Below are 17,681 nucleotides of genomic sequence, written 5' to 3'. Positions count from 1 at the left end.
CTTTCGGCCGAGCTTAGAGCGCCGCGGGCACCGGTGGCACGTGCCCGCCGTCGAAGTCACGCACCGGACCACTGTGTTTGCCAGGGATCCGGCCGTGGCCGTCCACACCTCGCCGCAGCAGATCCGCCACGCCATCGGTGTCACCGGACCTCAGCGCCGAGGCCGCCGAGGCGAGATCGGCCGCGATCCGGTCGAGCACCTCCGCCACCGGCAGCGCGTTCCCGGAAAGAATCTTCTGCCACAGCAACGGGTTCCCGGCCGCGATCCGGGTCACGTCACGCAGGCCTTGCCCCGCGAGGCTCAGCGCGACGTCGTCGCAGCTCTCCAGGCTCGCCGCCACCGCCGAGGCCGCCACATGCGGCGCGTGTGACACCAGCGCCACCGCCGCGTCGTGCTCGCGCGCACCGACGGTGACCACCTTCGCCCCGCACAGCGACACCAGTTCGCGCGTCAGCCGCAAGGCATCCGCGTCCGTCCTGGTGTCGGGACAGAGTGCCCAGGGACGGCCCAGGAACAGATCCGCACGGGCCGCCGCCGGGCCGGACCGTTCCCGGCCGGCGAGGGGATGCCCCGGTACGTAAGAGGTCGGATCGCAGCCGAGCCGCTCCGCGTCGGCGATCGGATCGACCTTGACGCTGGCCACGTCGGTGTAGGTCCGCGCGGCCCCCTGCTTCTGCAGTTCGGCCAGCCGCTCCCCCACCAGGTGCGGCGGTACGGCGATCAACGCCAGATCCACTTCCTCGCCGGTCCATTCCCGGCCGGCACCGAGCTCACACGCGAGTTGTACGGCGTGCGCGTCGAGGTCGGAGAGGTGGACCGTCACGCCCTTCTCCCGAAGGGCCAATGCGGCTGAAGTACCGATCAGTCCGGTGCCGACGACAAGCGCCTTCTCGATGGTCACCGCTACTTCTTAGGCGGCTCTCCTCGCGATGTCGAGCCGCAGGGCTGGGCACCGCGAGGTTCGCCGCCGGATGGACTGTCCAACCCGCGGGGACGAGCAAGCTTTTGGACAGTCCTCCCGATGAGACGAAGGGGACTTTCCCCGCATGCAGCGGAAAAAGCCCCCTTCGCGACGAGTACCATGCCTACCCGATGTCGTCCGCGATCATCGTGCGGCCAGGTCCGTCGCCCGGTTCTCCAAATGATCCGCGAAACCCGCCCAGACCCGGGCGTGATCCCTGGCGAATCCGGCGACCACGCCGTACAGATGCGGCGGGACGCCGTGCAAGATCCTTTCCCACTCCTGCCCGTCCATGGAGTGCATGGCGAGCATCCGCAGCAGGATCCGGCCGACCTCGCTCAACCGCAGCGCGGGATCGGCCTTGAGCCGCTCCAGCACGGTGAGACGCTCCCGGTCCAGCGTGTGGCCGAGGTCGGATTCCGTCAGGCTCAACGGATCCGGCTTGGCCCGCAATCTCCTCGTGCCGTCCGGGGTCGGGCTCTCGCCACGCTCCAGCCTGCCCCGCACGTCCCGGACCGTCTCCGGGGAGATGCCGACCTGCTTGGCGACCTGCCGGAGCGAAAGGCCGGGATCGTTGCGGATGAGGTCCGCGGCGAGCCGCCGCCTCTCCGAACTGTCGACCGGACGGATCCGCCCGTCCCGGCCGATCCTGGCCCCGTTCCCGCCTTCTCCACCACGTTTGCGCAGATCCGCGACCGTGCCGGCCGAGATCCCGGTCGCCGAAGCCACCCGCCGATCCGACCACTGTGGATGCGTCCCGATGATCTGGACGGCCGCCCGCTTGCGATCCGCGAGGGAAAGCGGCAGGCCATGCCGGATATTCGCTTCCACGGCAAGGACGAAGGCGTCGGACTCGGCGCCGTCGATGAACCTCGCCATGATCTTCGTGTCGCCTCGGACTCGTGCCGCCTTCAACCGGTGCAGGCCATCGACCACCTGCATCGTCGGTCGGTGAACGAGAATGGGCGGTAGCTCCCACTCCGCCGACAACAGCGTCTCGACGTGCTCCGGATCCTCGCCCGAGGTTCGTGGCGAACATGCCGAAGACAGCCGGGACAGCTCGATTTCGACGACAGGGAGAGCGAATAGGTCAACTCTCGTCGGATCCACCTAGCCCCCATTGAATCTTTTGTTTAATCGACTTTTGCGATACGGCACGGAACCCCACCGTCCAAGTGTTCGGCTTCGGTGGTTGGACACCATGAACCCGTCCAGCGCCGGCCTCGGCCGCGGGGCGGGGTGTCCTCGACGGTGAGGATCCCTCGGGCACCACCGGGCAGACCCGCATGCGTGCGAGCCGCCTCCACGGTCTCCCAGATGACCGGTGATGCGCTTTCCGACGAACTACCGAAGCTGCAGGGCTTCCTCCCATCGCCCCGACGATGATCTCCGCAAGACAACCGCTCATCGGCTTCAGTCCGGCGAGGCCGACACCCGGTCAGCCCGACAAGACCGACACCCGCTACAGCGCGAGGTCTCGGACAGGTCCGATCCTATGTTCTCCATACCGGCACAGATCAGGGGTTCACCGGGTGAAATCTATGAATGCCTCGTGGTCGCGAGTCACCGTCGCACCCCCCTCAGTCCCCAGTGAGCGCGCACCCTGTCAGCCCCAGTCGGTCCGCACCAACGCAGCATGGCATGAACAATCCATGTCGGCAATTGACGAACAGTGTGATTTTCGTAGCGAAGTAGCCTCTCAAGATCAATATCCGAAACTTCGCATCCACTATTGACTCGCCTGCGGAACATAAGTAATACGCCCACGTACACGCTTGTCCAGGCGTCCCCGGCTAGGCTGTTCGCAGGCCCGGTTAGACCATTCGTATGGCTCGGACTTCTACTGGGAAGATCACCGCGCACTCCCGGCCTGTTCCGCTCCCCGACACTTGTTCACACGAACGGCCGAGCCGACATCTCATTAGTTGGTCGACCGTCGACCGCCCTTTCCCGCGCGATGGGCCGAACGTGTCGCGCGGGCGCGACACCGGCGTACATGCGGGGCCCCGAAAACAAAGCGGGCGGTGCCATGGTGGGCGCGAGCCCCGGGCCATCCGCGCCGTCGTGGTACCTACCGGCCGATCGAGAGGAGGTTTCCGCGTGCACTGATCGCCAGGCTCGGTCGCGCAGGGAAAGGGCGCCATGAAAGCGGCTTGTTCAACCGGATGACCGAACCTGTGCTTGAAAGAGCCACTCAGAGTGCGTCAAACGGCCATTCGGGTACTAAGGAAGACGATCCCGCCGGACGGGAACTCAATTACCGGAAATGGCCGACACGGAATACCCGGCCGTCGCCGCCTTGGCGACCCAGTCATCCGACGTTAGGACATTGTCTTCAGCGTCGCGGTCCTCGTGAGTGGTAAAGACGGTTCTAACCGCCTTTACCACTCACGAGGCTTTTGCCGACGCTTCCGCGAGCTGTCCAACTTGGCGCGGGTCTGCGGTGAGGCGATGGGGCCCTTCGCCGCGTCCGATGCAGCGAAGGACGCCTTCGCCCCCTCCCCCAAGTACGTGAAGGCCCCCTTCACTGCGTCTAGCGCAAGGAAGGGGGCCTTCACGTACTTGGGTTGGACGGCTATCCGCACGAGTCAGGTTTCGAGGGTTCCAGCGGGCTGGTTGTCGCATTGTGGGGTGCGACTGTCCGCAAGGGGCTGCGGGGCGGGTCCTCATGCCCGATTCGAGCGCTTCGCGTGGTTTCGCATGAGGGTCGTGAGTGATAAAGAGCGTTAGAACGACTCTTACCACTCACGACCTCCTCGCAAAACACCCAAATCATGACAAAAGATACGCCAGAGGCGTCCTTTGTGAACATTCGAGGAGCGTGTCAGGCCACGGCTGACGAGCCCGCTCTCCTCGCCCCTGCGACCAACGGATAGCCCACTTTGCCGGGACCCTGGCGTCTAGCGCAAGGAAGGGGGCCTTCACGTACTTGGGTTGGACGGCACGGTGAGGTGTCGGTGCAGGTCGTCGTGAGTGGCGATTCGGGTTAGGGCCACGGGTGTCTTGGTCACCTACCGACTTCTGGCTGCGGTCTTTCATGGGTCCGGGCCGTGAAGGGCCCCTTGCCTACCTTGAGCGTAGGGATGGAGGCCTTCACTACCTTCATGATCGCCACGGCCGCCACTCACGACCCACCCGGCCGACCCCTCACCGTGCTGTCCAACCGGCCTGCCCGGACACGAAGATGCCGCGGGCGCCCTGAGGCACCCGCGGCATCTTCATCGCCTGCCGGCTCGACTACTCGATCGGAAAATCGAAGTAGGTGTCCGGATACGGCTCGTCCTTCAAGCTGTAGTGCCACCACTCGCACTCGTAGAAGCCGAAGCCGCTGTCCTCCATGACGGAACGGAGGGCTTCGCGGTTCTTCTCCTGCTCCGGCGCGATCCCCGCCGCGCCGTGGTGCGACACGACGTCCATCACGTCGTGGTCACCACCCATGTCGGCGAGCTCGCCGGTCGCCAGGTGGAACAGCGTCAGGTCCACCGTGCTGCCCCGGCTGTGGCCCGACTTGGTGGCCACGTAGCCCTGCTCGAACATCTGGGGCCGGTCGATGTTCGGGTAGTGCCTGAGCTTCTTCCGGCCGTCCTCGGGCTGTTCCGCCCAGCGCATGAAAGCGTCCACGGCGCGCTGCGGGCGGTATACGTCCCAGAGGAGCAGACCGAAGCCGAGGGACTCGGCCTTGTCCCGCGCCTTCTCCAGCGCCGCGCAGAAGGCGCGCGTGCCGACGACGCGGTTCACCAGGTAGCCGTCCACCGGCTTGCCGGTGAAGTTGTCCCACGTGGCGTACTTGGCGTCCCAGCGGACTCCGGACACAACCTCGTCTACGAAGACGAAATCGTCTTTCATCCGTTGCGCCCCGCCAGGGTCAGCGTCGCCAGCCTGTCGATCACTTCACCGAGCGAGATGCCGGCGGCCGCCATCATCCGCGGGTACCGGCTGTACGAGGTCAGGCCCGGGAGGGTGTTGACCTCGTTGAGGACGACGCTTCCGTCTTCCTTGAGGAACAGGTCGACCCGCGCGAGCCCACTGCAGCCCAGCGCGCGGTAGATGACCTTCGCGGTCTCCTTGACGAGCGTGCTCGACGCCTCCGGGATGTCCGCGGGAACGATGAAGCTCGAGTTCTCGGAACCGGTCTCGGGGCTCTCTTCCTGGTGGATCTTGAAGAACCCGTGGGTCAGCGCGACCCGGTCCACTTCGCCCGTGATCAGGTCCTCGCCGCTGCCGAGGACGGAGCAGCCGATCTCGCTGCCGATGACGGCTTCTTCGATCAGGATCTTGCCGTCGTACTGACGCGCCTCCGCCAGGGCGGCGGGCAGCTCTTCCTTCGAGGAGACCTTGCTGACGCCGAAGGACGAACCCGAGCGGGCCGGCTTCACGAAAACGGGGTAGTTCAGCTCGTCGGCGTCGATGTCGTTGTCCGACGTGACGATCCAGAAGTTCGGCGTCGCGATGCCCGCGCCTCGGACGACGGAGTAGGTGAGCGCCTTGTCGATGCACATGGCGGAGCTCGGGAGGTCGCAGCCGATGTAGGGGATGCCGGAGATCTCCAGCAGGCCCTGCATCGCGCCGTCTTCACCGAACTTGCCGTGCAGGACGGGCAGCACCAGGTCCAGGGCGATCGTGTCGTACTTGCCCTCGTCCAGGACCAGCAGCCCGTGCACGCCGCGGTCCGGCGACAGGACGGCCGGACGGCAGTTGCCGGTCTGCTCCCAGTCGGGCGAGGGGCCGTCGCACAGCATCCAGGAACCACTCAGCGTGATCCCGATGTAGAACGGCTCGTACTTTTCGAGATCGAGGCTCTTCGCGACCTCTTGCGCGGACTTGATGGAGATAGGGTGTTCTTCGGAAAGCCCGCCGAACAGAATTCCGATTTTCAACCTATCCATGCTACTTCCCGCTTTCGAATTTGAGACAATTGATGATGGAATTTTCAACGGTGTCACTCAGAGCGTGGTCGGTGTAGTAGGCGGTATGCGGACTGATGAGCACGTTCGGCAGTTCCTGCAACCGCAGCAGCGGTTTGCCGTCGATGGCCTTGTTCCGGCAGTCGGCATAGAAGATGCCCTCTTCTCCTTCGACGACGTCCAGTGCCGCGCCGCCCAGTTTTCCGCTTTCCAGGGCCGCGATGAGGGCCTCGTTTTCGATGAGCGGACCACGTCCGGTGTTGATGACGTACGCGCCGTCCTTCATCTGCTCGATGTTCCGGGCGTCGAGCAGGTGGCGCGTATCCGTGTTGAGCGGTACGTGAAGGGTCACGATGTCGCTCTGCTGCAGCAATTCATCGAGAGAAACGTAATCGGCGTCGGCGGTGCGCAGCGTGTCGTAGGCCAGCACCCGGCAGCCGAAGCCGCGCAGCCTGTCCAGGACCGCGACCCCGATGCGCCCCGTCCCGACCACCCCGATGGTCAGGTCGCGCAGCTCTTTCCCGCGCACCTCGTTCAGCCGGTAGTCGTGCACCTCGGTGCGGCGGATGATGGATTTGGCGTCGCGCACCGCCATCAGCATCAGCATCAGCGTGAAGTCGGCCACGCTGTCCGGCGAGTAGGCGACGTTGCCGACGGAGATCCCGATGCTCGCGGCGTATTCCACGTCGATGTGGTTGAAACCGATGCTCCTGGTGGAAATGTACTCCACTCCGGCATTGCCGAGCGCGAGAAGAAGGGAATTCGAGATCGGGGTCTTATGACCGACACTGATGCAACGATTACCGATCGCCAGTTCGAGATTGGCCTCGGATACCGGCGCCTCGACGATGGTCGGCGTTACACCGAAACGAGGCGCCATCTCCCGAAAGAGAGCGGCCTCGTCCTGTCCACATCCATAAATCGTGATTCCCCTCGCCAAGACGGCCGAGGAGGACGCGGACGCCAGCGATCCGGTGCGGGGGGCAGCTGATCGCGCTGGTTCGCTGTAGGTCATGCCGGACATTGTAGGCAGCACGGTATTGCCGACTCAGATGGGGTTTTCGAGGCGCCGACAATATGTTACCGCTTGGTAGCGCCGTGTGCACGCCGTGTCGATCGTCCGTGGTGAGCCCCTGCTCGAAGGGCCCGTCCGCGCTCCCCACCTGCTCCGCGGCCACCTGAGGACTGATCTTGCCCGCCCGGCCGCCGGACCGAAACCGGCCAGTGACGGGTACCACAGATCCAGGCCGGAAAGTGATCAAGACCTCAGCCCCGAGCACCGCCCACCCCCGCCTGACCAGTGCCGCAGACCTTAGCACCGTTCGATGCCCGAAACGCGCGATTCGGCGATTCCCGAGAAAGCGGCTTTGCCGGAGCGAAGAATTCCCCCGGGTCGCATTCACTCTGCGTATTCACTCGGTCGGTTGTCCGAACTTCGCCACGCGAGGGCGTGGGCCGACACGAGCCTCGCGAGCTCGTCCGGGGCGTCGCGAGCCACGAGATGACCGGCGGCCGGGACCCGGGCGACGGTGACCCGGCGGTTGGCGGCGCGCAGACGCCGCACGTCGGAGTCTTCGAGCGGGGATCCCTGCCCGCCGTGCACCACGAGGATCGGCAGGTCCAGGGCCCCCGCCGTCGCGAACAGGGCGGCGCCCGATCCAAGGACGTCGTCCACGAGACGCGTGTAGCGGCCGCCGAGTCCGTGGAAGTCGAGCCACGAGCGCGCCCGGGCCGGCGGTACATCGGGTACGACGTCGACCAGCACGAGTCCGGCCGCGCGGTCCGCGACGGCGGGGTCCGCGAGGGCGGCGATGGCGGCCAGCCCGCCGATCGAGGCGCCCACGAGGACGATCGGTCCCGGCTGGCTGTCGATCATCGCGACCACGTCGTCGGCGAGGGTCCGGAGCGTGGTGGCCCTACCGGAGCTTCTCCCGTGACCGCGCAGGTCGAAGGCCACCGCCCGGAGCCCGCGGCGGGCCAGTATCGCCGCGACCGGCGCCCAAACCTCACGTCGCTCCCCATCCGCGTGGAGCAGCAGAACCGTCGGGCCGGTGCCGGTCACCGTGCCCTGCAAGGTGACTTCCCCCAGGTCGAGACTGATTTCGGTCATCGCCTTCTCCCACCCCGATTACCTTGAGCAGCCAAGGTAGCGCACTTACCTTGGTGCATCAAGGTACGATCCCGATCGTGACGACCCCCCGAGCACGAAGGACTCCCGAGGAGGCCCGGCGGCTGATCCTCGACGCCGCGGCTTCCCTGCTCGCCGAGTCCGGGTTGGCCGCCGTCCAGATGCGCGCGGTGGCCGCGCGGGTCGGCATGACCGACGCCGGGGTCGCCCATCACTTCGGCAACCGCGAGAAGCTGCTCGCCGAACTGCTCCGGCACGGCGGCAGGCGCCTCAGAGACGCGCTTCAGGAGCTCCTCGCAGGATGGCTGGACCACGACGCCGACCTGCTCGACCTCGTCGAGGCGCTCCATGACCTGTACCGGCACGGCTACGGCGAACTCGCGGTGGCGTTGCACACGGCCGGATGGCGGGATCCCGGCAGCGGGATGCTCGCCCCGGTCGTCGACGCCCTCCACCGGCTTCGCCCACCCGGCAGTTCACTGGACGACACCCGGCTCGCCGTCGCCGCCCTGCACCAGGCGATGGCGATGGAATCCCTCTACGGAAGCGCCTTCCGGCGCAGCGCCGGGCTGGCGGGCGCCGCGTCGGACGATCCGGCCCCCCAGGTGCGCTGGTGGGCGCGCCAGCTCCGGTTCGCGCTCAGGCTTGATACGGACCGCGGTCCCCGAGATCCGGGCTCACCCGCGGAGGACGGCCCTCCTGCCCCGGCACCGGCGTGACCGTCGGTTGCGCGGCGGCGTCGGTCGTCACCGGCCCGGTGGTGGTCTTGCGATAGCCGGATTCGACGGCGCGATCCCGGCGCCTGCCGGCGAGCACCGACAGGGTGAGCACGTGGGCCACGGCCATGAGCAGCAGGAAGACGCCCAGCCTGCCGATGAACGCGGAAGTGGATCCGGACCACTCCGGGGCCACGACCGCGAGCAGCGCCAGCATCCCGAACGCGACCAGGTGGAAAACGGTCACCACCATCCAGGCCACCGATCCGCCGCCGTCCGGCCCGCTCAAAGAACGGCGGGCGCCGCGATAAAGGATCTGGCCGTCCGCGACGACGAAGATCAGGCCGATGATCAGGAACCCCGGAAGTTCGTTGTCGGGCATGGTTGTCTCCTCCGTTTTCAGAGGAATACCCACCGGCCGCGGTACGACGCCGCTTTGACCGTATCGAGTGAACGACGTCTCGTGAGTGGTAAGGACGGTTCTAACCGTCCTTACCACTCACGAGCCCCCACTCAGGTCAGCGAATGCCCTGCGAAATGAATTCGCTCAGGCCTTCGACGTCGCCGAGCGCTGTTCGCAACTCGGCGGCGTACTCCTCGGCCCCCGCCCGCAGACCCCGTTCGACGACACCGGCGGTGTCGAACGCTTCGAAGTCCCCATCGCCCAATGCGGCGACGGACTCCTTGACGACGGCGCCCAGCAACAATTCCTCCGGCACCGACGGCGTACCTTCCAGCGGCCAGACGAGGTCGTCCAGCACACCCTGCCCGGCGACCTCGCGGACCAGGCCCGCCGCGGTGATCCCCGGCACCCGGAAGCCCTCCGGCAACACCGCGCGAACGCTCAAGCTCCGCGAAAGCCAGTACAGCAGCTCGGCGTTCACCTCCAGCTTGACCGGCTTCGGCGTCAGCCACAGCGTGAGGTTCACGTAGAACTCGGTGAGTCTGTCGAGCACCTCACCGTCCTTTTCGAAACCCCACAGGTTGAAGTCGAAGTAGTGGTGCCACGTGGCGTCCGCGACGATCCGCCCGACCCCGGCCGCCGCGCCGTCGTACACACTGCACACTCCGTAGACCTGGCCGTTGCGCTTGTCGGTGCCGTGCGCGACGATCTCGGGTTTCGGCTGCCCACCGCGACCCGTCGGCCACACCTCCACCGGCAACCGCTCGGGAATGAGCAACTGCCCCTCGTGCATGTGGTCCGGGAAGATGGTGATCGGACCGCGCCTGCCCTGGAACAACGGATGCGGCCTGCCGAGCCGCTTCCGCAGGATCAGCTCCTGCGGGTACGGGTCGAGGTCGTTCGGGATCGGGTTGTTGATGTCACTGCCCCAAGGGTCGGGCTGGTGGGTGTTGTGGCTGAACTCGATGCTCGAATCCGGCCGGTCGTTCCACACCCGCAGCTCACCAGCCCGCGGGACCCGGTGCCCCAGCGCCCGCCCGAGGTTCAGGTAGTCGGGCAGCGACGGATCCGCTCCCGGCGGACGCGGGTTGGAGTGGTCGCCGGTGATCAGCACGCCACCGCCGGCGTCCATCCAGGTGCGCAGCGCCGCGACCTCCGCGTCCACGAGCTCGTTCTCCGGTTCTCCCGGCATATTGCTCTGCAGCAGACCGAAGAACCACACCTGCTCATATCCGCCGAGTACCGCGGAAGTGAGTTTTTTGGCGGCGTGGCCGCCCTCGTGCCGATTGATCAGATCGATCTGGAACTGCGCGAAGAACGGCTGGTTCGCCAAGATCAGATCGCGAAGAATACCCAGCGAGAAGCCGCCGTTACCGCTGAAACCGATGAGATCCGTGTAGAACAGAACCCTGATCTTCGGCTTGGCCGCCGGACTGACTTGATCGGCGAAAATACGTGCGTCGAACATGAATCCCCCTTGCCTGACGCGCCATGCCGTCCTCCCCGGCGGCGCTGTCCCTTCCACATATACCTGAAATTCCCGAGGTCCCGCAGACGCCGGAGCGCGGCGATGGATTTCGCCGTGATCACCGGCCCCGGTGAGCGAAATCCCCTTTTTCGGATCATCCGCGCACTCGAAAATGTTTCGCTTATCCGAGCCGTCCGTCTCTCACTTCAATCCCTCACCGTGTTCGTGTTCGCACGGTGCGCGAAGATGCGGGGATGGGTTACCGGACCTGGATGCGGTACTTCACACCGTCCGCCGTGCATCGACGACTGGGCCTGGTGTGCCTCGGCGTCGGACTGCAGCACGGCGTCCTGCCCGCCGTGGGACCGCGCGTGCTCGACCACTACGTGGCCGTCGTGGTGTCCAAGGGACGCGGCTGGTTCGCCGTGGCGGGCGGGGAACGGCAGGAGGTCGTCGCGCCCGCCCTGCTGTGGCTCGTTCCCGAGGTCGGGCACCATTACGCGCCCGATCCCGCGCAGGGCTGGGAAGACTGTTTCGTCGACTTCGACGGCAGTGCCGTGGACGCGTACGTGGAACTCGGCTACGTCACCCCCGAGGCGCCGGTGGTGCCACTGAGCGATGTCGAGGTCGTCCGTGACGTCGTGAGCCGGATCGTGCGCTGCGCGCGAGGCGGCAGCCCGCTGGCCCAGGTCGACGCCTCGGCGGCCGTGCACCACCTGCTGGTGGCACTGCGGCGGGCCCGCGCCGACCGCACGCCCAGCGGAGGTTCCCTGCTGGAGGCACTGGCGCGCGACGCCCTGTTGCCGATCAGCGTCGCCGAGATCGCGGCCCGCCGCGGCATGACGCTGCCCGAACTGCGCGCGGCCGTGCGCCGGAGCACCGAGTCGGGACTGAAGGATCACCTGCTGACGCTCCGCCTCAACCGCGCGAAGGAACTCCTGGCCACCACACGGTTGCCGATTCAAGGGGTGGCGCAGGCGATCGGCTACGAGGACGCCGCCTACTTCACCCGTCTCTTCACCCGCCGGGTCGGCGTCTCCCCCGGGCGGTTCCGCGAGTCGCGCGTCCAGGCCGTCCCCGGCGGCTGGAGTTCGCAGATCCCCTCCCCCGACGACCCGCCGCTGGTGCCGGACGACTGACCTTGGACTTCCGCTCGGCACCGCTTGGACTTTCCGCGCAATAAGTGCATGACCAACGCGTGAAGTTGAGTGAAAGCGTTGACTTACGCGCAATAACGTTCATAACATCGGCGACCGCCCCGCCAACTGTGGTGCGGGTCACCCTTGGGAGAGAGTCATGCGGACCCTGCCTCTTCTCGGCGCCACGGCGTTGGCCGTGGCGGCGACCATGGTGGTACCGGTGTCGTCCGACGCCGCGCCGCCGGACGCGACGTACACCATCACGGTCGACGCCAAGAAGTCGTTCAGCCCGACCACCGACACCCCGGCGAGTACCTATGTCGACAAGGACGGCACGTTCTACTTCCAGCAGGCGGCCGCGCTCTACGGCGCGGACCAGCCGCGCGAGTGGGAGTTCTTCAGCGGGCGCGATTTCGACAGCTTCACCAAGAACCCGATCAGCGACGCGGTGAATCCGGCGAACCCCGCCGACCGCAACCACGACACGACCTGGCGCTGCAACAACAGCCCCACCGGCAAGGAATCCACCGACCCGCCCGCCGGGTCGGGCTACTCGCAGCGCAACTTCTGCGACCTCGTCGGCACCTGGGTCGATCCGGACACCGGTGACTGGTACGGCCTGATCCACAACGAGTTCACCCCCGAGCCGTTCGGCGCGTACTCGTTCTCCCACTACGACGCGATCGACTGGGCCGTGTCGAAGGACCAGGGCAAGACCTGGGCCATCAAGGACCACGCGATCACCTCGCCCTACAGCACCAAACGCGGTGACACGTCGGCCTTCCCCCACCAGACGTTCGATTACGGCGACGGCGACCCGCGCCTGTTCGTCGACACCGCGTCCGGGTACTTCTACGTCTACTACGGCTCGCGCATCGTGCCGAAGGCGGGCGCCGGCGGCCCGATGACCGGGCTGGCGCACGTCGCCCGCGCGCCGATCTCGGGCAAGATGTCGTCCGGTTCGTGGCAGAAGTGGTTCGACGGCGGCTGGACCCAGCCCGGCGTCGGCGGCCGCGAAAGCAACATGGTTCCCGCCTCTTCGGCGGGCGACAAGGGCTACACGCCCGTCGCGGACGACTACGACCCGGCCAACACCGGCAACGTCAGCCAGCAGATCGCCGCGGGGCAGCTGCCGCGCAAATCGGATCTGTTCATCATGAACATCGCCTACAACGCACACCTCGGGCTCTACATCGGCGCGCCGGAGGCCGTCGACAGCGTCGTCCCGCAGCGGTACTACGTGACCGACGATCTGACGACGCAGAAGTGGCGGCTGATCGGCGACACCGGGAGCTACACCAACCAGTCCTGGTACCGCTGGTTCGTCGACGCGGCGAACAAGACGAACTCCACCATCATCGGCAAGCAGTTCCGGTCCTACTGCGCGGTGGCGTGTTCCGGCAACGCGGGCGGCGAGTACACGACCCAGACCATCACGTCCTCCGCTCCCGCACCGTCCCCTGTGGACACTTCCCGCAAGTACCGCGTCGGCCTCGGTGACGGCCGCGTTCTCGCGCAGGGAACCGGAAGCGCGACGACGTCGGTCGCGGGCACGACCGGCTCCGACCGCGAGGCGTGGCAGTTCTCCGCCGACGGTGACGGCTCGTACCGCGTCGTCAACGCCGCGACCGGCCAGTTCCTCGGCGTCGACGCCGTGCAGGCAGGCCGGGCCTGGGGCGCGAAACCCACTGTCACCTCCTCCTCGACGGTCGGACAGCAGTGGTTCGTCATCCCGTCCACCTCGACCGCCGGGACCTTCCGGCTGGTGAACCGCTATAGCGGGCTCGTACTCGGCCTTTCCGGCAAGACGTCACGCCTGGCGGAAACCACCCCGCTCCGGTCCTGGACCGACACCACCGGAAGCGCCGTCGGCGGTGGCCGGACCGCGGCCGAGCAGACGCTGAAGTTCACCGACGCCGGCGCGGGCACCGGCACGCTCGACGGGGTCCGCACCCTGGCCGCGTCCGGCAAGAACCTCGACGACCCGGACTCGTCCACGGCCACCGGGACTCCCCTTGTCACCTGGGCGCCGAACAACGGCGCCAACCAGAAATGGTTGTTCACCAGGCAGTCCGACGGTTCCTACACGCTGACGAACACGCATTCGAAACTGTGCGCCGACGTCGAAGGCGGAGCCGCCACCGCAGGGGCGCGCGTCATCCAATGGACGTGCACCGGCGGTCCCAACCAGCGCTGGACCGCGGCGAAACAGCCTGGTGGGAGCTACAAGCTCACCAGCGTCCGGTCAGGTCTGCTACTGACCACGGCGTCCACTTCGGACGGTGCCGCCGTCACGCAACGGGCCGACACCGGCTCCGCGCTCCAACTGTGGGCGATCAGCTAGGCGCCCTCGTGTGGCCCGCCCCTGCCCGGGGTGGGCCATACGGCGTTTCGAGGCGGGTTGCGCTTGTGTGGCACATCACACGCTCACTGCACTTCCCCGCCCCGTGACCGTCTCCCCTTATGAGAACACTTTCGGTGAAAAGATCACCGTAAGCGTGGAGGGAGAGATCATGAACCACACCGGCATCATCCGCACCGCCACCATCACCGGCATCGCCGCGGCCCTGGGCCTCGCCGCCATCGCCCCGGCGCTGGCGCACCCGCTCGGCAACCCGCTGGCCGCCGCCCCGGCCAACGACCCGGTCACCACGGTGGCCGATCTGGACGGCGATGGCGAGATCGAGACCGTCACCGCGCAGCTGACCAGCGCCACCGACCAGGTCATCTCCGCCACCGTGAACGGGGCGTTCACCTCGATCCACCTGCCCGCGGACGGCTCCGTACCGCTCGAGGCACCGCGCGTCACCGATCTCAACGGCGACGGCCGCGCCGAGCTCATCGTCACCCAGTCCGTCGGGGCGAACACCACCTTCTTCACCGCCCTGCACTACGACGGCCGCAACCTCAGCCAGGTCGTCGACAACGACAGCAAGCCGCTGTCGATCGCCGAAGGCGGTGGCGTCGCCGCCCACCTCGGCTACCAGTGCACCCCGCTGAACGGTGGTGGCCGCACCTTCGAGGTCGTCGCCGCCGAAGCCGACGACGTCAGCGCCGAACCGCTCACCTACAGCGGAACCCGCACCACCTACACCCTGCGCGACGGCGCGCTGACCACCCAGAACACCCAGACCATCAGCAAGCGCCCGGTGACCGACCCGATCCTCGGCACCGACGCCGCCACCTGCGGCCAGACCGGCAGCTGACCTGGGTCGAATGCTCGTGAGTGGTAAGGACGGTTAGAACCGTCCTTACCACTCACGAGTACGCGAGCTACGGCGCGTAGGTCAGGCAGTTCGCGGCGTGGTCGCCCTGACCGGGTCCGACGCGAACACTCGAAGCGGTGCATTCCAGCGAGGAATTGTGACGGCAATCGGACCGGGAGCAGGCACCGACCTGTGCGGTCACCCGATCGAGTCCACCCTTGGTGTTGAGCGGGACGAACGTTCCGCAATCGGCGGATCCATTGCCTCCGCCCACCGTGATGGCGAAAGCGTGACAACCGTCGTGGTTGTAAGAACATCCGCTGACCGTGCATTCGTGGACAGCGGGCATTTCGGTGGTGGTCATAACGACTCCTGTGCTTCGTGGTGGTGGTGTCGTTCGGTATGACCAGGGTTACACCGCCTCGTGCCACCGGCAATTCGAGACGGGAATGACCACCCGGGGAAGCTACCGGGCCGCCCGGGGTGTTTCCCATGTCAGAGGTCGAGATCCAGCCGGGACGACGCGCGCGAGACGCAGCAGTACATCCGTCCCGGCGGCGCCCCGATGTCGTCGCGGTGCTCCGGTTCGCCACCGACGACACTGATCTCGCAGCTGCCGCAAACCCCTTCGCGGCAACCGGACGGTATCGGATAGCCCGCGTGATTCAACGCGTTCAACAGGGACTCTTCCGCCGCGACCGGCACCGTCCGTCCTGATCGGACACAACGCACCTCGAACGGTTCGTTCGGCGCGAACTCCTTGACCACCGGCTGGAAGCGTTCGAGGTGCAGTCCTCGCGCGGGAAACGCCGCCTCGGCCGCGTCGAGCATGGACGCGGGGCCACAGCAGTAAACCAGCGCTCGCGGGCCGAGTCCGGCCGCCAGTGCGGCGAAATCGGGCCTGCCGTGCTCCTCGGTCGCGTGGACGCGCACCCGGTCTCCGTAGGCGGCCCGGAGGTCGGCGGCGAACGGCATGGTGGCCGTCGACCTGCCGACGTACACCAGCGTGGCCGCGGCGCCCGCCTCGACCGCCGCGGCCAGCATCGGCATCAGGGGCGTGACGCCGATACCACCGGCGACGAACAGGTATTCCGGCGCGGGCAGCAAGGGGAAGTTGTTGCGCGGCACCGAAACCTCAAGGGGACGACCCGCGCGCAGGAACAGGTGGATGTACTCCGAGCCGCCCCGGCTGAGCCGGTCGTACCGGACGGCGACCCGGTAGCGGCCCCGATCGGCCGGATCCCCGCACAGCGAATACTGCCTGGTCAGCCAGTTCGGCAACGCCAGATCGACGTGCGCCCCCGGTTCCCAGGGGGCCAGCGGGCCCTCGGCACCGCGCAGGACCAGGGAGACGGTGCCTTCGGCGACCGGCTCCACGTGATCGAGAATCGTCCGCTGCATCAACGAGATCACCTCAGTACAACTGCCGGTAGCTGGCTTCGAGCATGTTCTCCAGTACCGCCGGATCGAGGTCGAGCCCCATCTGCTCGACGGCGATCGCGCCGGCGCCCGGCAGTTCTTCGGCGAGCGCCTGGCTCGCGGGATCCCAGATCCGGGATCGGACCAGCGCGCGTCCGCAGTGGAAGAAGGCCTCTTCGACCTCCACGATGATCGCCAGTTCCGCCGGTTTGCCCTCGGTCCGCATCCGGGCGAGCACGTCCGGTTCGTCGGTGGGATACCCGCGCCCGTTGACCCGGAACACTTCCCGCATGCCGGGGATCACGAACATCAAGCCGATCCCGTCGTTCTCGGCGAGATTGCGGAAGGAGTCGGCGAGCTTGTTGCCCGGCCGGTCGGGGATCGCCAGGGTGTGCTCGTCGAGCACCTTGACGAAGCCCGGGTAGTCGCCGCGAGGTGAGCAGTCGGGCAGGCCCGTCGCGTCCGCGGTGGCCATCGCGACGAGCGGGGAATGGGCGATGAACCGGTGGCCGTGCCGGTCGACGCGGTCGTGGACCTTGGCCTTGATCATGGCCTCGGGTTCCCCGAGCCTGGCACGCACCTCCTCGTAGGAGATCCGGCGCGGACGCGTCTCGTTCACGAGATCACTGCTGGTCATGGCACAATTATGAGCAATTGTTCAGTCTGTTCGCTACTCGCTTTCAGGCCGCTTCACGGGGAGTGCCATGACGTCGGAGCAACGACGGATCAAGCCACGTAAACAGCCGCGCCAGGTCCGGGCCGAGCTGACCAGGCAGCGCATCCTCACCGCCGCTGCTCACATTTTCGCCGAGTTCGGCTACGCCGCGGGGACGACGAACCGGATCGCCGAACGGGCGCGGATCTCGATCGGCTCGCTGTACCAGTACTACCCGAACAAGGACGCGATCCTGGCCGAGTTGCTGACCCGTCACCTCGACGGAGACCAGGCCAGCGCGACGCTCCGACGGCACAAGGAAGCAAAGGAGCCACTCGAGACCATCATCAGGGAGTTCGTGCACACGGTGATCGACAACCATCTCGACGATCCGCAGCTGCTGCGGATCATGATCGAGCAGGCACCCCGCTCCAGCGAAGTGCTGGAGCGGGTCACCGGGCTGGAATGGGAGATGATCGGTGACCTGCGCGAACTGTTCGACGGCCACCCCGAAGTCCGCGTTCAGGACAAGGACACGGCGGCGAGGCTCGTCGCGTCCACTGTGGAACTGACCGTGCATCAGCTCATCGCCGCGCCCGGCTCCATCGACACCACCCGGCTCGAGAACGAACTCGTGGCGATGATCACCGGTTACCTCCGCACCTGATTTTCGGGGGTTGAC

General features: G+C 66.9%; 16 protein-coding genes. 5 read left to right on the top strand and 11 right to left on the bottom strand.

Going from position 1 to position 17,681, the window contains the following annotated elements; genetic code table 11:
- Positions 1-13: 13 nt before the first annotated feature.
- The 6 genes from ACLJPX_RS29480 to ACLJPX_RS29455 form a co-directional block, all read right to left on the bottom strand.
- Positions 14-901: a prephenate dehydrogenase gene (locus ACLJPX_RS29480; protein WP_410603627.1), complete on the bottom strand. Its 888-nt coding sequence runs from the start codon at positions 899-901 to the stop codon at positions 14-16.
- Between the two features lie 204 nt (positions 902-1,105).
- Positions 1,106-1,903: a helix-turn-helix domain-containing protein gene (locus tag ACLJPX_RS29475; protein WP_410603625.1), complete on the bottom strand. Its 798-nt coding sequence runs from the start codon at positions 1,901-1,903 to the stop codon at positions 1,106-1,108.
- Between the two features lie 2,295 nt (positions 1,904-4,198).
- Positions 4,199-4,807 (bottom strand): D-Ala-D-Ala dipeptidase VanX, encoded by a 609-nt coding sequence (gene vanX, locus ACLJPX_RS29470; RefSeq protein WP_101612828.1) that lies wholly within the window; start codon positions 4,805-4,807, stop codon positions 4,199-4,201.
- Positions 4,804-5,847 carry a D-alanine--(R)-lactate ligase VanA-Ao2 gene (vanA-Ao2, locus tag ACLJPX_RS29465; protein ID WP_410603623.1) on the bottom strand — a complete coding sequence of 348 codons (1,044 nt, stop codon included), beginning with the start codon at positions 5,845-5,847 and terminating at the stop codon, positions 4,804-4,806. The genes vanX and vanA-Ao2 overlap by 4 nt, the downstream gene beginning before the upstream one ends.
- Before the next feature lies 1 nt (position 5,848).
- A complete protein-coding gene (gene vanH, locus ACLJPX_RS29460) occupies positions 5,849-6,880 on the bottom strand; it encodes a VanH-AOV family D-lactate dehydrogenase (protein WP_410603621.1) in 1,032 nt (343 codons plus the stop codon).
- A gap of 384 nt (positions 6,881-7,264) precedes the next feature.
- On the bottom strand, positions 7,265-7,975 hold the full coding sequence (locus ACLJPX_RS29455; protein WP_410603619.1) for an alpha/beta fold hydrolase: 711 nt from the start codon (positions 7,973-7,975) through the stop codon (positions 7,265-7,267).
- Between the two features lie 77 nt (positions 7,976-8,052).
- Here ACLJPX_RS29455 and ACLJPX_RS29450 point away from each other — a divergent pair, with 77 nt between their 5' ends.
- Positions 8,053-8,712, top strand: coding sequence for a TetR/AcrR family transcriptional regulator (locus tag ACLJPX_RS29450; RefSeq protein ID WP_410603617.1), 660 nt, complete (start codon positions 8,053-8,055; stop codon positions 8,710-8,712).
- Here the strand turns inward: ACLJPX_RS29450 and ACLJPX_RS29445 are convergent.
- Both ACLJPX_RS29445 and ACLJPX_RS29440 read right to left on the bottom strand, forming a co-directional pair.
- Positions 8,633-9,091: a hypothetical protein gene (locus tag ACLJPX_RS29445; protein ID WP_410603616.1), complete on the bottom strand. Its 459-nt coding sequence runs from the start codon at positions 9,089-9,091 to the stop codon at positions 8,633-8,635. The two genes, ACLJPX_RS29450 and ACLJPX_RS29445, sit on opposite strands and share 80 nt — an antisense overlap.
- A gap of 136 nt (positions 9,092-9,227) precedes the next feature.
- Positions 9,228-10,580, bottom strand: coding sequence for a hypothetical protein (locus tag ACLJPX_RS29440; protein ID WP_410603615.1), 1,353 nt, complete (start codon positions 10,578-10,580; stop codon positions 9,228-9,230).
- Between the two features lie 254 nt (positions 10,581-10,834).
- Here ACLJPX_RS29440 and ACLJPX_RS29435 point away from each other — a divergent pair, with 254 nt between their 5' ends.
- From ACLJPX_RS29435 to ACLJPX_RS29425, 3 genes are all read left to right on the top strand, one after another.
- The gene (locus ACLJPX_RS29435) at positions 10,835-11,719 is read left to right on the top strand and encodes a helix-turn-helix domain-containing protein (RefSeq protein ID WP_410603613.1); all 885 of its coding nucleotides are present in this window, start codon (positions 10,835-10,837) and stop codon (positions 11,717-11,719) included.
- A gap of 157 nt (positions 11,720-11,876) precedes the next feature.
- Positions 11,877-14,063: an RICIN domain-containing protein gene (locus tag ACLJPX_RS29430; protein ID WP_410603611.1), complete on the top strand. Its 2,187-nt coding sequence runs from the start codon at positions 11,877-11,879 to the stop codon at positions 14,061-14,063.
- 169 nt (positions 14,064-14,232) lie between these two features.
- Complete coding sequence (locus ACLJPX_RS29425; RefSeq protein ID WP_410603609.1) at positions 14,233-14,925, top strand: FG-GAP repeat domain-containing protein; 693 nt, start codon at positions 14,233-14,235, stop codon at positions 14,923-14,925.
- Positions 14,926-14,992: 67 nt separating this feature from the next.
- On the opposite strand, the gene ACLJPX_RS29420 is transcribed toward ACLJPX_RS29425, so the two are convergent.
- From ACLJPX_RS29420 to ACLJPX_RS29410, 3 genes are all read right to left on the bottom strand, one after another.
- On the bottom strand, positions 14,993-15,289 hold the full coding sequence (locus ACLJPX_RS29420) for a DUF1540 domain-containing protein (protein ID WP_101612821.1): 297 nt from the start codon (positions 15,287-15,289) through the stop codon (positions 14,993-14,995).
- 131 nt (positions 15,290-15,420) lie between these two features.
- Complete coding sequence (locus ACLJPX_RS29415) at positions 15,421-16,326, bottom strand: PDR/VanB family oxidoreductase (RefSeq protein WP_410603607.1); 906 nt, start codon at positions 16,324-16,326, stop codon at positions 15,421-15,423.
- A 13-nt stretch (positions 16,327-16,339) separates the two neighbouring features.
- Positions 16,340-16,981, bottom strand: coding sequence for an MSMEG_1061 family FMN-dependent PPOX-type flavoprotein (locus ACLJPX_RS29410; RefSeq protein WP_410603605.1), 642 nt, complete (start codon positions 16,979-16,981; stop codon positions 16,340-16,342).
- Positions 16,982-17,048: 67 nt separating this feature from the next.
- Here ACLJPX_RS29410 and ACLJPX_RS29405 point away from each other — a divergent pair, with 67 nt between their 5' ends.
- Positions 17,049-17,666 (top strand): TetR/AcrR family transcriptional regulator, encoded by a 618-nt coding sequence (locus ACLJPX_RS29405; protein ID WP_410603603.1) that lies wholly within the window; start codon positions 17,049-17,051, stop codon positions 17,664-17,666.
- The last annotated feature ends 15 nt before the right edge of the window (positions 17,667-17,681 follow it).

It is taken from the genome of Amycolatopsis sp. lyj-90 (assembly GCF_046549035.1).
In the GTDB taxonomy this organism is placed as follows: domain Bacteria; phylum Actinomycetota; class Actinomycetes; order Mycobacteriales; family Pseudonocardiaceae; genus Amycolatopsis.
The sequence above is the reverse complement of the archived record's forward strand: the minus strand, read 5'-3'. Positions and strand labels throughout refer to the sequence as shown.

Coding starts and splice junctions, on each gene's coding strand:
- ACLJPX_RS29475 (WP_410603625.1), bottom strand. CDS start 1,903: ATGCAGGTGGTCGATGGCCTGCACCGGTTGAAGGCGGCACGAGTCCGA.
- vanX (WP_101612828.1), bottom strand. CDS start 4,807: ATGAAAGACGATTTCGTCTTCGTAGACGAGGTTGTGTCCGGAGTCCGC.
- vanA-Ao2 (WP_410603623.1), bottom strand. CDS start 5,847: ATGGATAGGTTGAAAATCGGAATTCTGTTCGGCGGGCTTTCCGAAGAA.
- vanH (WP_410603621.1), bottom strand. CDS start 6,880: ATGACCTACAGCGAACCAGCGCGATCAGCTGCCCCCCGCACCGGATCG.
- ACLJPX_RS29455 (WP_410603619.1), bottom strand. CDS start 7,975: ATGACCGAAATCAGTCTCGACCTGGGGGAAGTCACCTTGCAGGGCACG.
- ACLJPX_RS29445 (WP_410603616.1), bottom strand. CDS start 9,091: ATGCCCGACAACGAACTTCCGGGGTTCCTGATCATCGGCCTGATCTTC.
- ACLJPX_RS29440 (WP_410603615.1), bottom strand. CDS start 10,580: ATGTTCGACGCACGTATTTTCGCCGATCAAGTCAGTCCGGCGGCCAAG.
- ACLJPX_RS29435 (WP_410603613.1), top strand. CDS start 10,835: ATGGGTTACCGGACCTGGATGCGGTACTTCACACCGTCCGCCGTGCAT.
- ACLJPX_RS29430 (WP_410603611.1), top strand. CDS start 11,877: ATGCGGACCCTGCCTCTTCTCGGCGCCACGGCGTTGGCCGTGGCGGCG.
- ACLJPX_RS29425 (WP_410603609.1), top strand. CDS start 14,233: ATGAACCACACCGGCATCATCCGCACCGCCACCATCACCGGCATCGCC.
- ACLJPX_RS29420 (WP_101612821.1), bottom strand. CDS start 15,289: ATGACCACCACCGAAATGCCCGCTGTCCACGAATGCACGGTCAGCGGA.
- ACLJPX_RS29415 (WP_410603607.1), bottom strand. CDS start 16,326: ATGCAGCGGACGATTCTCGATCACGTGGAGCCGGTCGCCGAAGGCACC.
- ACLJPX_RS29410 (WP_410603605.1), bottom strand. CDS start 16,981: ATGACCAGCAGTGATCTCGTGAACGAGACGCGTCCGCGCCGGATCTCC.
- ACLJPX_RS29405 (WP_410603603.1), top strand. CDS start 17,049: ATGACGTCGGAGCAACGACGGATCAAGCCACGTAAACAGCCGCGCCAG.